Raw genomic sequence first — 14,015 nt, forward strand, 5'->3', positions numbered from 1 at the left:
AGCTTGGTTTTTTAGCTATCGGTTGAACCTTACGGAACAACCGATATTAACTCAATGTAACGACTATGGCTTAGTTAGCCCACAAACGCTGAATCAAGCTAGTTTTACGACTGTCGAAGCCTAACCAAGTACCCCAGCTTTCTCCGTCATTATCGTATTCATGCAAGTAAAGGCCACCAGTGTCCGCAGACTCTGGGTTAATTGACCAGTAACAACCTTGAATGTTTTTCGCTTTCATGTAGTCAACGAATGTGTTCTGCCACTCTTCGTCTACAGAAGTCGTAATGTGGCTCCAACGCGCTTGGTCTGCGTCGCTGAATCCAGCTGGCCAATCCATCTTACCGCCGAACTCACCGATAACCATGGCATAACCTTGCTCACGCAAGAAACCAAAGTGCTCGTCCCATCCAGCTGCTAGACGATCAGCATCGATCACAACATTACAGTCGTTATCACCAGCTTCATCACCTTCTAAGCCGTCACACTCTGGCTGAGATGGATCCATAAACTGCTTCTGTACGAATACAGAAGGACCGTAGGTGTGTGGAGAAATAATCAAACGATCTTGTGGGATGTCTAACATAGCATCACGAGCTGGGTAGAAGTTCTCACCCCAGTTAGGGTTAGTGTCTTCGTTGCCGTGAGGAACTTCAACACCTGCAGAAGTACCACCAGAGATACCTTCAACCATTACCAACACGTCGTTGTTCACTTCAGCAATAGCGGCGTAAGCTTTCTCAGAAAGATCTTTCCACTCAGCCCAAGTGTAATCCCATGGCTCGTTGAAGATGTCGATAGCAATAATGTTATCAACGCCTAAAGCTTCGCTCAAACCAGCAATTTCACGCAAGTTGTTCAACCAGATAGTCTCGTTGTATGCATGAACGGTAGTAACAGAGCTTGGGTTACCGGTTGCGGAACAAGAGTAGCCTTCACGTTTGAAGTCGTAGTCTTCACGCTCAGCATCAGCATAAGGTGGTTTCGCATCTAAGCGACCCGCACGCCAGCCAAGGTAGTTGGAGCAAGAGTGAATATCGACAATAACTTCAAGTTCGTTTTCATCAGCTAACTTAATGAAATCTTCCATCGCCTGACGAGCATTTTCTTGACGAACGCCATCAGCATTCTTCAATACACCGCCGTCACGAACAAAACCTGTACCCTGAGGGTCGGTTGGGTCGAGGGTTTGTGGAACGATTGGGAAACGAACAACGTTGATACCCAACTGCTTAATTTCAGTCATAGTCTGCTGAATAGTACGACCAGTTTCAGCCCACCACATGTTGCCTATGTAAAGTTCCATAGGAGCACCATCGGCGTTATTTTCAGCGTCTTGCGGCTCGTGCTGACCTTCTAGACCAAACCAAGAACCACACTGAATTGGAATCACAGTGCCGTCTTTAGTAATTTCACCGTTGGAGTTCACACGGAACTTACCAGCAGTTGGATTACCGCTTGAGCTTGAAGAAGAGCTGCTTGAGCTTGAAGAAGAACTTGAGCTAGAGCTGCTGCTTGAGCTTGAAGAAGAGCTAGAACTTGAAGAAGAACTAGAACTGCTTGAGCTTGAGCTGCTGCTTGAGCTTGAAGAACTGCTTGAAGAAGAACTGTTACAGCTGCTGATTACGCCGCCACTACCAGATTGGCTTTCACACGTAGTGCGACCGATACAGCTTTGACTGTTTTCCCAGCCCCAACCGCTATCTTGGTTCTGACACAATGGACGTGGGTCATCTTGGTACCACTTACACTGCTCAGTACACTGACCACCGCTGGTAGAAGATGAAGAGCTTGAGCTACTTGAAGAACTTGAAGAACTTGAAGAGCTAGATGAACTTGAGCTGCTTGAAGAACTTGAAGAGCTAGATGAACTTGAGCTGCTTGAAGAGCTTGAAGAACCGCCTGAACAAGCATCGCCTGTTACAGTAGGAGTCTCGACGCTGCCGCCATTGGAATTACCCTGGAAGCCAAACTCAACAGATTGTCCTGGCTGGATAGTGCCATTCCAACCATAGTTAGTTGCAGTGTATGGGTTGCTACCGCTAACAGTGGCATTCCACGCATTGGTAACAGAGTTGTTGGCGTACTGCCAGCTAACGTTCCAACCATTAATTGCACTAGAACCGTCATTCGTAATACGTATGCTACCTTGGAAGCCTGAGCCCCACTGGTTAACAACGTTGTAGGTACAGCCAGCTTGCGAAACGGCACTGAAAGCTGATGCCGTTAGGCCCAAGCTCAGTGCTGCCGCCAAGCGGAAGCCTTTAGTTTTTGTGTTAATCATCAGAGAAAATCTCCTGTAAATTTTCGAGTGTTTTTATTATTAATGTGAGCAATACCAACCGCCGAAACTCGGCACTATCTGGCTGATTACAACGCCCTTGCTTCTAAAAAAGGGGAACCACACAACAGTCCACCCCAAATCAGTCCGTGACAACCTATCCTGAAAACACATCGGCCAAAGTAACCCCGATATGTACTTCTTGTGTTCATATGGTCGAGCGCCTAAAGAAGTAAGCCTCACCTTCCCCAGCCCGGCAAATACCGGCTAGTCCACCAGATTAAAAATCGCTAAACCTTAACGGTCATACCAACTAACAATCATTAGGCGCAATAATCAATGTTGATTTACGTGCAACCGATTACAGCCCGTAAAAAACAAAGCGTCAAACGTAGAGTCGATATGGTGGAGCTACTGCTATTACGTTTGCAAAAGCTATAAAACGGACGCGAATACCGTAAAAACGCACAGGAAGAATTCAACACCCACCAACAGCAGGCTGAGAAATGACAGCAGCACCAGCAAGCGCATCGCCCAAAGACGATTGCCACGCGAAGTACACATACACTCAAATGAAGCTAAATTGCGAAAACAGCAGAACGAAAACGCCAGTTATTGTTATATCGGCTTATGTTAATACGTTAAGTAATGCGCCATATTTACGCGTTTATATAAACAGCGGAAATATAGAGAAAACTCTAAGCTTCGAGATTGTAATTTACATCGTACCGAAGCGTCTGCTTACTGCTTCTCAATAATATTCGAGAAGCCTAGTAACCCGCCAATTCGCGTGATAAACATCACGATATTTAGTCAAAATGGCGTACTGAGACACAGGATCATACCCTATCGAGCCAAAAGATAGAAATAGCATTTTTGAATAGTAAATAAGATGCCAGCATTCACCACCTAGCAACTTAGTGAATATGTCACTGACATTTACAGCCCTCAGGGCTAAGGTTCTTTGCATAGCAATTTATCCTAAGGAATAGGAGATGCGCCATGACCACCGGAATAGGTCCGTATGAAACACCCGCCGCCGTAAACTTTGCTGGCGGCGGTATTTTTGAGGCGCGCTTCACCATCGCGCTAGCCAGCTTGGATATTGGCGGAACAACGGTTGAAGCAGAAGCCATCAACGGTTCAATTCCCGCGCCTACCATTCACCTCAACAAAGACGACATTCTCGTCGTTCGCTTGATTAACAACCTGCCTCACCCAAGCGGGCTGCACTGGCACGGAATAGAAATGGCAAACGCCGCCGATGGTACGCCATTCACTCAGAATGAAATCCCGCCCGGCGGCACCTACCTCTACAAACTTAAAGTGACGCGACCGGGTATATTCTGGTACCACCCACATCACCACCACTCAACGAATCGAGTCTTTCGTGGAACCTACGGCATGATAGTCGTCGCCGATCCAAACGAGGCCACCCTTATAGGCTCGGGCGTTTTGCCGGCTGCAGCACAGACTCAAGAGGTCGTATTAAGTGATATCACGGTTTGCAAAACGCCGGGAGCTCTGGGAACCGCTGGGGCAAATGACACCGTAACCTATGACCCAACATTACCCTTCCTAGCGGTGTCGACCGCTCAACCGGGGCCCGCGCCAGCCGACTTATGCTCAATAGCGCCACTAAACGAAGACGGCAGTCCCGCCGCAACACCGTTTGCCGCTGGTGAGATTCCCAACATTCAATTATCTGGGCCGGGGCGAACCAACGAAGGCCAAACCGTGCTGACCAATGGTTATATCGCGGGCGGGCGCAGCGGCGATCCATTCACACCCGGCTCGCTTGGTATCGATGCGCTAAGCCTAAACGTGCAACCGCAACAAGGCATTCGTTTACAGCTGCTAAATGCCGCAACCACGCGCTATTTTAGGCTGATACTCACAACAGCGACTGGAACACAGATCGATCTAGTCCGCGTTGGCGGCGAAGGTGGTCTGCTCGACAATGCAGTTGTCGAAGGCGGCGTAAGTGGCGCCTACGACACCAAGTACTCGAGCGGTGAAATCCTGTTGCCACCAGCCTCGCGCGCCGATGTTGTCGCCGTCATTCCGGCTACCGCCACAGGTGTTCTAACCCTTTGGACGCAGGATTTTCAGCGCACCGGATCCGGCTACTCGGTCATCCCAACGCTGCCGGTAATGCACTTTAACGTCAGCGGCACAGCAGCGGGCTTTGGCGGCATAAGCGCCGGCACTCCGTTGCGCGCCTCAATACCTGGGGCAGCGATCGAAATCCTCCCCGCCGCCACCGACAACCTGCTCAACCCCGCGTCATTCTCGCCGCCAAAACTGGGGATGGCTAACAGCGACATCGAGCTTTCCAATGCTGGCGGCACCCTTTCAATAAACGGCATTGGCGGAACAACTGCCGGCCCGGGCCCCTATACAAGCAAAGCAAAAATCGCCTCGGCGCGCTACGCTCAAACAGGTGACCTTTTGCAGTTGTCGGTCACCAATAGCACTGGGGCTCATCACCCTTTTCACCTACACGGTTTTTCTATTCAACCCAAATCCCTAACCCATCCAACACAACCAGACTTTACTTGGCCCTACCAAGAGTTCCGCGACAACGTTGATGTCCCCGCTGGCTACACGCTCAACTTTCGGGTACGTATAGAAGATCGAGAACTTGTCGATGCAACCACCCTTGGCGGAGCTTTAGGGCGCTGGCTGTTTCACTGCCACATATTCTTCCACGCTCACCAAGGCATGATAAGTGAACTTGTGGTAACAGACTCGGACGGCAGCGAAAAACCAAACGTTGATGTTGGCGGATCCTGGAGCTACGCACCACTCGGCGGCATTGCCACACGCCAAGGTACCTTCTCTCACCCAGATGGTGACTCGGTAACCCTGTCGGCGAGCAAAGGCGGATTTGTCAGTATCGGCACCAATACTTGGCAGTGGCAGTACATTTCAGATGGCAGTGATACGCAAACCGATTACGTTTACATCACCGCTCAAGACAGCAGCGGGCGCAGAGATCAAACCGTGTTTAGGCTCAAAATTGGTGGCGCCGATGACGGTTCAGACAACGGCGACCCACACATCCACACCCTCGATGGCAAACGCTACGATTTTCAAGCGGCGGGAGAATTTGTACTTCTACGCGACGATGAGGGCATGGAAATACAAACGCGACAAATGCCGGTGACAACCGCCAACCCCATTACCGACAGCTATAGCGGTTTAAAATCCAGCGTAAGCGTAAACACTGCAGTAGCTGCAACAATCGGCGCGCATCGATTTAGCTACCAGCCGAGTGCTGGGGAGTTTCGCGGCCAGCTGCAATTTTATCTAGACGGCAAGCCAACTCGCATCCCCGAAAATGGGATCGAAATTGACGGCAACCGTATCTCCTCATTTGCAGTAGGCCAAGCCCAAGGCCTGCGAATTGACTACAAACACCACCCAGTACTGCTGATCACCCCCTACCACTGGGGAAGTCACGATATCTGGATTTTAAATATTAGCGTCAGCCACACGCAAGCAGACCGAGGCCTTATGGGGCCAATCGGTAAGCACAGCTGGCTGCCCGCATTACAAAATGGAGCACACGTGGGACCTATGCCGAAAAGTCTTCATCAACGTCACATCCAGCTCTACAACACCTTTGCAGACTCTTGGCGAGTCACAGAAGAGTCGAGCCTATTTAGCTATGCGGACGGCACATCAACAGCGACCTTCACCGATAAAGACTGGCCGGCAGAAGAGCCTCCAACGGAACTAAAACCCGAATTTCAAATTCCCGGCGTACCTATACTCGCAGGCATGGCGATCGCCGATGCCGAACAGGTGTGCAACTTAGTTAAGGCTCCATTAAAAAGTGACTGCGTGTTCGACGTTGCAACCACAGGCGATGAGATTTTTGCCAAGGGTTACGAGCTAACACAATCGATTAACAGTCGTGCAACCAGCATTCAGGTCTATGCAACTAACGAATGCGAAAGCGGTATCGCCGCAGTTGTCATACCTCTGTTTAACGGCAATCCAACGCCTAGCGGCAGCGTTAGCTTTTACATCGATAACAAACCCGCTGGCGCGCCCGTACCGCTCGATAGTAAGGGCAGAGCCTGCCTGCCGTTAAACGCTGTCGAAACCGGCTCGCACGAATTTCGAGCAATTTATCACGGCACCGACACACCACACAGCTACGGCGCAAGTTCAAGCACACCGTTCAGCCACAGCCTGAATCCTACACAGAAAAAACCCAACGCCAGCAGCGCATTTAATTGGTGTCGAAATTTACTGATTTTATTCATTATTTTACTGCTGATTTCGTTAGTGCTCGACTAGTCAGCCTTCGACAGATGCAATAGAAAACGACTTTTATTAACAAAGATCCGTTATCAAAAAACAACGTTCGAACAGTTTAATAAGATCACTGCTTCGCCGACCCGCGAGCGGGGGCATTTAGAAGCGACTAAAACCTATGTTAAACCGCCCTATAACACTGTATTTAAATACAGTATTATAGGGCGATGTTATTTACCTGCCTATACACCAACAGCAACTACACCTTCCTAACTGGCGCCTCGCATCCACAGGAGCTCGTCGCGGGAGCGTTTGCTGCTGGCCACAAGGCTATAGCCATCACAGATGAATGCTCACTTGCCGGCGTAGTGAAAGCTCATGTTTGCGCAAAACAATTGGGAGTGCATCTTATTGTCGGTAGCTGTTTTAAGCTAAGCAATGGCTGCAAGCTGGTCGCTCTCGCCCCCAACCGCGCAGGCTACGCCGAGCTTTCGGGTTTTATTACGCTAGCTCGACGGCGCATGCCAAAAGGCGAATACCAAGCGCATCTCGAAGATTTACGCTTTCGCCTGCAAAACTGTCTGATTATTCTCTGCTTAGAACCCGATCTAAACGACTTAGACACACACTTAAAGAGTTTTTCTGCCGCCTTTAAACAACGCTTATGGCTTGGCGTTAGTCACCAGCTGAGCGGCGGAGAGCAAATGCTATTTCCCCACTGGCAATCCTTGAGCAATAGCAGTGGTATTCCACTTGTCGCCTGCGATCAAATATTAATGCACACAAAAGACCGCAAACCATTACAGGACGTGCTCACCGCTATTCGCCACAACCGCACACTTGAACAGTTAGGCAAAAACTTAAATAGCAATGCCGAAGCCTACCTGAAATCCTCAGAAGAATACCTAGCGCTGTACCCAGCCGAATTAATTGCACAAACAAAAATTATTGCAGAACAATGCCAATTCAACTTAGACGAACTGCGCTACCAATACCCGCGCGAACTTGTACCCAACAACTGCTCGCCTATCGATCACCTGCGCCAGCTCGTCGGCCAGGGAAAATTACAACGCTGGCGCGAGGGCGTTCCAGCAGAAGTTGAAACACTCTTAGAGAAAGAACTCAGCATTATTGAAGAGCTAAACTACGAATATTATTTTTTAACCGTACACGATATTGTCGCCTACGCCCGCAGCCAAAACATTTTATGCCAAGGGCGAGGCTCTGCCGCAAATTCGGTGGTGTGCTACTGCCTTTTTATTACCGAAATATCGCCTGGGCAAATAAATGTACTGTTTGAACGTTTTATTTCGAAGGAACGCGATGAACCACCGGATATCGATGTCGATTTTGAACATCAACGGCGCGAAGAGGTTATTCAATATATTTATCAAAAATACGGCCGCGAACGTGCCGCTTTAGCCGCGTCGGTTGTAACCTATCGGTCGCGCAGCGCAATTCGCGATGTCGGCAAAGCTCTGGGACTAGATTCAGCCCTTGTCGATCAACTGGCAAAATCGCTCGCGTGGTGGGATCGCAGTGGCGATTTAGAACAACGTATTACCTCTGCAGGTCTAAAGCCGCAACAACAAAAACTGCAACTACTGTTTAGCTTAGCCGAAGAGATTATGGGATTTCCTCGCCACTTATCTCAACACGTCGGTGGCTTTGTTATTACCGAATGTAAAATCAGCGATTTAGTTCCCCTTGAAAATGCCAGCATGCCAGAGCGCACCATTATTCAATGGGATAAAGATGACCTTGAAGCAATGGGGTTATTAAAAATTGATATCCTCGCGCTGGGCATGCTTACCGCCCTGCGTAAATGTTTACAGCTGGTAAACGCTTATGCGCCCAACATACGCAGCCTTGCGGATATTCCTCGCGAATGCTCGACAACCTATAACATGCTCTGCGCAGCCGATACGATTGGCATCTTTCAAATTGAATCGCGCGCGCAAATGTCGATGTTACCGCGATTAAAACCCCGCTGCTTTTACGATTTAGTTATCGAAATCGCAATCGTTAGGCCCGGCCCCATCCAAGGGGATATGGTTCACCCCTATTTACGTCGGCGTGAGGGCATAGAGCCTATAAGTTACCCAAGCCAAGCAATAGAGGCGGTATTAAAACCTACATTAGGCGTACCCATCTTCCAAGAGCAGGCCATTCGCCTTGCAATGGTCGCGGCAAACTTTAGTGGTGGCGAAGCCGATCAACTGCGTCGTGCTATGGCAAGCTGGGGAAAAAACGGTGCGCTGCTACAGTTCGAACAAAAATTTATAAGTGGCATGCTCACGAATAATTATTCGCCGGAATTTGCCCATAGATTATTTGAGCAAATTAAAGGCTTTGGCGGCTACGGGTTTCCAGAATCTCACTCTGCCAGTTTTGCCCTGCTATGTTATGCATCCTCATGGTTAAAATGCCATCACCCCGCCGCGTTTTACTGCGCGCTACTCAACAGCCAGCCTATGGGCTTTTATTCTGTATCGCAATTAATTCAAGATGCCCGACGCCATAAAATAAAAGTACTGCCTATTGCTATTAATCACAGTAACGCTGAACACAGTTTAGAAAAACACAGCGCAGGCTTTGCCGTTCGGCTTGGCTTTATTGGCATAAAATCGTTATCTCATAAAACGGCTGAAGCCATCGTATTAGCACGTGCTAGTACACCTTTCGAAAGCATTGAAGAGCTTTGCCTGCGCACTCAGTTAAGTCGTGCAGACATTCAATACCTCGCCGCGGCGGATGTACTGCAAGCCATTAGCGGCAATCGCCACATCGCTCACTGGCAAGCGGCTGCGCTACAACCGCAAGGTGAATTATTGAGAGATCTAGAAAAAGAGCCGCAAGACGACTTATTTACTCAAGCGCCGAATATCGAAACCGATTTACGTCATGACTATCAAACAACGGGGCTTTCTTTGCGGGTTCACCCTATGGCGCTATTGCGCCGCGAAAAACCTTTTAACCGCTGTAAACAGCAGCAGCAATTAGCCCAAATGACAAATGGTGGTTTTGTTCGAGTAGCGGGGTTAGTTACCGGCAGGCAGCGCCCCGGCACAGCTAAAGGCACATTATTTTTAACCCTAGAAGACGAAACCGGCAATATTAATGTGGTGGTATGGAAGGCGACCCAAGAATTATTTCGCAGCGCGCTACTCACCAGCAAATTATTATTGGTAAAAGGTCGAGTTGAAATCAGTCGGAATCCGCCGCTCTCTACAGCAGCAACCAACATCACCACGGACGATAATAGCAGCCCAGTTATACACGTCATTGCAGGCCAACTCATAGATTACTCGGCGCGACTAGACGCCTTTACACTGCCCTCTCGGGATTTTCACTAAGCGTTTAGGAAACCCGCAAGCAAGGTGACAAGAACTTTAACCAAAACTTCGCTATTATCCCTACCAGAAATCAGCCCCTAAGCATTTGGGGCGAAAACACTAAACCTCTACACGGGAGATTGCAGGTGGCTATTCGGCATTCACTACCCTCAGTAAAACACTGCTCACAGCGCCTATTAATTTGCTTGAGCGCTACGCTGTTCGCGATCGCATTAAGCAGCTGCAGTAAAAATAACGAATCTGAAGAGGCTAAAAAACCAAGCAGTAAGGTAACGCCACAGCTCAACGCTGCCTGGCCAAAGCTCCCCGGTCAGCACAAGGATAAAAGTGTCGAAACACGTATAGCCAAGCTCCTAGCGAAAATGAGTCTAGAGCAAAAAATTGGCCAAATGCTGCAGCCTGCAATTAGCAATGTAACGCCAGAACAAGCGCGCGAATTTCATATAGGCTCGATTCTCAATGGCGGCGGCATGTATCCCAACGACAATCGCAATGCCACCCCCAATGATTGGCTAACACTCGCCGATGCCTACTACGAAGCCTCCATGACCCCCATTGGCGACTTACCGGCAATTCCGATTATTTGGGGTACTGATGCGGTACACGGCCATAACAACGTTATCGGCGCGACCCTATTTCCACACAACAGCGCGCTCGGCGCAACTGGCAACCCCGAACTAGTACAGCAAATCGCTGCGGCTACGGCACGAGAAGTTGTTGCCACCGGCATCGATTGGACCTTTGCACCGACGATTGCCGTGGCTCAAAATATTCGCTGGGGCCGCAGCTACGAAAGTTTTAGCGAAAACCCCGGCCTCGTTGCGCAAATGGCCGATGCGGCGGTTACCGGCTATCAAGGCCGCCTCGACAGCTCACAATTCCTCAATAACCAGCATATCCTTGCCACCGCAAAACATTTTATCGCCGATGGTGGCACCGACCGCGGCGATGACCAAGGCATTAACCGGTCGAGCGAAGAGGAGCTTATCAATTTGCATGCGCAAGGCTATTTCGCTGCACTAAGTGCTGGGGCTCAATCAGTAATGGCGTCTTACAGCAGTTGGCATGCACTGCCCATGCACGCCAATAAATACCTATTAACCACCGTATTAAAACAACACATGGGGTTTGATGGTTTGGTGGTGAGCGATTGGAACGCACTCGCGCATATCGACGGTTGCACTCGCGATAACTGCGCCGCAGCCGTTAATGCCGGCGTCGATCTTTTTATGATTCCCTACGCTCCAGATTGGCAAAACATGATTGCCAATATCAAGACGCAGGTCGAAACCGGCATCATTCCACCATCGCGTATCGACGATGCGGTAACGCGAATTTTGCGCGTAAAGATTCGCGCAGGACTATTTGAAAAAGGCAAGCCGTCTAGCCGCAGCAATTACCAATATGAAAAATATCTAAGTGTGGATTCACATCGCCATCTCGCACGCGAGGCGGTACGCGAGTCGCTAGTCTTACTGAAGAACAACAACAGCATTCTGCCACTAAACCCAAGCAAACATATTCTGGTAACCGGCAACGCCGCTAACGATGCCAGTTTGCAAAGTGGTGGCTGGAGTATTAGCTGGCAGGGACACGACACCAAACCGGAAGACTACCCAACCACAACTACGATATATCAGGCCATTGCCAATGCCACACAATCCGCCGGCGGTAAAGCGCAGCTGAGTATCGATGGCAGCTATACCCAAAAACCCGACGTAGCAGTCGTAGTATTTGGCGAACAGCCCTACGCCGAAATGTACGGCGATATCGAAAACTTAGAAACGCTGGAATACGCCAAAGAAAACGCAACGCCACTAGCACGCCTAAGTCAGTACCAAGCGGACGGTATTGCCACGGTTGCTTTATTTGTGTCGGGCCGCCCGCGTTTAACCACCAAAGAAATTAATAAAAGCGATGCCTTTGTTATGGCATGGTTACCGGGTAGCGAGGCAACAGGTATTACCGATGTTTTATTTAGTCATATAGATGGCAGTATCAACTTCGACTTTAACGGTTCACTATCCTTCGCTTGGCCATCACAGCCCTGTCCAGATTCACCAGATTATGAAACCAAACTATTTCCATTTGGCTTTGGTTTAAATTACCGCACGCAGAATAAAACGCCCACCCTGAGCGAAGCCTATGAGCAACGCCGCTACGGCTGTGACCTTCACAACGACCTTTACCCATCAAAACCTTACCAGTTAACGACTGCCGACTGGTTCGCAGAGCTGGAACTTAAAAGTGTGGAAGGTGTACGCGTTGAAAAAACAACTGGGTGGAATGGCTTAGCTATTGATGTGCAACGAGATAAAAGCAACTCGATTGAGAAAATAGATCTCGCTTGGAGCGAGGCCCCCAAGGTAAACATGATGCTGAGAAATGGTCGAAAGAATCACTTTGTTGATTTTGTTGCCGCGGATTACGCTCTAGTACTAGACGTAAACTTAAGCGCAAAGCCCGATCAAGATGTGTATCTATTTATGGAGTGTGGCGACCTTTGCGCAGAACCACGCAAACTCACCGACACCTTCAGCAACTTACCACTAAATAAATGGCAAACCCTCTATTTACCACTTTCCTGTGAAGCCAACTTACGTACGGACTTTGCGAAAATCAATTCGGCCCTGCGCTTAGATTCATCGGGGAATTTCGCATTGAGTCTTCGCAATATGCGCTTTGCGCCAGCACCAAAAAGTGACGCCATTCGGCTGTGTGATTAATCTCGGTGGGCCGATGGAAAAGTCCAAAAGAGGTTAAACCTTCAGCCGCTGGAGTTTATTATTTCAATATCCCATAGCGGTTTTCGAAGCAAAAAAAGAGCGGCATATGCCGCTCTTTTGTTATATGGAAACCTACGCTATACCAACAACATACAACTACAAGCTACCACTATAAACTACAGCTGAGCCAACCAAGCGGCCGCGCCCAAGAAGGCTGTTTGTTCGTGACCAATAATATCGACAGGAATATCTTTGACGTAAGGACTCATAACGCCCTTGCTCGAAAAACGCTCGTTAAAAGAACTGTTTTTCACGAAATCAACAAAGCGGGGCAAGATGCCTCCAGCCAAATAAACCCCGCCTTTAGCGCCATAGGTTAGCGCTAGATTTCCAGATAGAGAACCAATAAAGCCACAGAACAGCTCCATTGTTTCTACACAAACCGGATCTGTGCCCGCAAGCGCATCGTGAGTGATATCTTTAGGTTCTACAACACGCGCCTGCTCGCCGCGAACGACACATAATGCCTTATACAAGTTGACAAAACCGGGACCAGAAATAAACACCTCGGCGGACACATGACCATGCTGCTCCATTGCCGCTTTTACCACTTCGCACTCAAGTGCTGTTGCCGGTGCAACATTGACGTGGCCGCCTTCACTCGGAATAGGCAGCCAGCTACCGTTGGCATAAACCAAACCGGCAACACCTAAACCAGTACCCGGCCCAAGAATCGCTTTGTTGCCTTTAGGGTCGCGCACGCCGCCTTTTATCTGGATAAGGTCTACTGGCTTGAGTGCACTGGTGGCTACAGCCAAGGAGGCAAAATCGTTAATAGCGGCGAACTTCTCAAAACCAAACTCTTCGCGAATACCCGACTGAGTAAACGACCAATTGAGGTTGGTCATGCGCACATTGTCGCCATCAATAGGGCCGGCGATGGCGACACAGGCGGAAATCGGTTTAACGCTGGCATCCAGTGTTTTTAAGTAAGCAGCCAATGCATCCGAGAAACTGGCGTAATCACTGCCATTCAAAATTACAATACGCTCCAGTATAAACTGGCCCTCGCGTTCGCCTGTAACCAGTGCGAAGCGCGCGTTGGTACCGCCAATATCAGCCACTATAGAAGGATACATATCGCCTGCCTTTGTCTTATTTGTGAGGTTCAAGTGTGTAAGATTAAAGTGTTTTCTATACTGCTCAAGCCCCACAGGGCCTAGCTATGCTTTTAAAAAGTGATGGCACTCTAGGCAATGGGGTGGAATTCGTCAAGGCGAGAGCTGGACATTAGGAGCGGTTCAATCAAGAATGCTCGCAGCTCTTAGGTAACTTTCTTAGTGTTCTCTTGTTAGCGCTCTCTTGAGTAACCCAGTAGTTTTTAGC

General features: G+C 49.2%; 5 protein-coding genes. 3 read left to right on the forward strand and 2 right to left on the reverse strand.

Annotation, left to right across the window (positions count from 1 at the left end; all coding sequences use genetic code 11):
- Positions 1-70: 70 nt before the first annotated feature.
- Entirely contained in the window at positions 71-2,281 is a 2,211-nt protein-coding gene (locus tag IDZ20_RS01880) for a cellulase family glycosylhydrolase (RefSeq protein ID WP_188149733.1), read from the reverse strand.
- Between the two features lie 999 nt (positions 2,282-3,280).
- Here IDZ20_RS01880 and IDZ20_RS01885 point away from each other — a divergent pair.
- The 3 genes from IDZ20_RS01885 (at position 3,281) to IDZ20_RS01895 (ending at position 12,629) form a co-directional block, all read left to right on the forward strand.
- On the forward strand, positions 3,281-6,589 hold the full coding sequence (locus tag IDZ20_RS01885; RefSeq protein WP_188149734.1) for a multicopper oxidase domain-containing protein: 3,309 nt from the start codon (positions 3,281-3,283) through the stop codon (positions 6,587-6,589).
- 185 nt (positions 6,590-6,774) lie between these two features.
- The gene (locus tag IDZ20_RS01890; protein WP_188149735.1) at positions 6,775-9,903 is read left to right on the forward strand and encodes an error-prone DNA polymerase; all 3,129 of its coding nucleotides are present in this window, start codon (positions 6,775-6,777) and stop codon (positions 9,901-9,903) included.
- 125 nt (positions 9,904-10,028) lie between these two features.
- Entirely contained in the window at positions 10,029-12,629 is a 2,601-nt protein-coding gene (locus IDZ20_RS01895) for a glycoside hydrolase family 3 protein (protein WP_188149736.1), read from the forward strand.
- Positions 12,630-12,805: 176 nt separating this feature from the next.
- On the opposite strand, the gene glk is transcribed toward IDZ20_RS01895, so the two are convergent.
- Complete coding sequence (gene glk, locus IDZ20_RS01900; protein WP_188149737.1) at positions 12,806-13,768, reverse strand: glucokinase; 963 nt, start codon at positions 13,766-13,768, stop codon at positions 12,806-12,808.
- Positions 13,769-14,015 lie beyond the last annotated feature (247 nt).

The sequence above is a fragment of the Teredinibacter waterburyi genome, from assembly GCF_001922985.1.
Classification (GTDB): domain Bacteria; phylum Pseudomonadota; class Gammaproteobacteria; order Pseudomonadales; family Cellvibrionaceae; genus Teredinibacter; species Teredinibacter waterburyi.

Excerpts from the sequence above, each read along its gene's own strand:
- IDZ20_RS01880 (WP_188149733.1), bottom strand. The coding sequence starts at position 2,281 with ATGATTAACACAAAAACTAAAGGCTTCCGCTTGGCGGCAGCACTGAGC.
- IDZ20_RS01890 (WP_188149735.1), top strand. The coding sequence starts at position 6,775 with ATGTTATTTACCTGCCTATACACCAACAGCAACTACACCTTCCTAACT.
- IDZ20_RS01885 (WP_188149734.1), top strand. The coding sequence starts at position 3,281 with ATGACCACCGGAATAGGTCCGTATGAAACACCCGCCGCCGTAAACTTT.
- glk (WP_188149737.1), bottom strand. The coding sequence starts at position 13,768 with ATGTATCCTTCTATAGTGGCTGATATTGGCGGTACCAACGCGCGCTTC.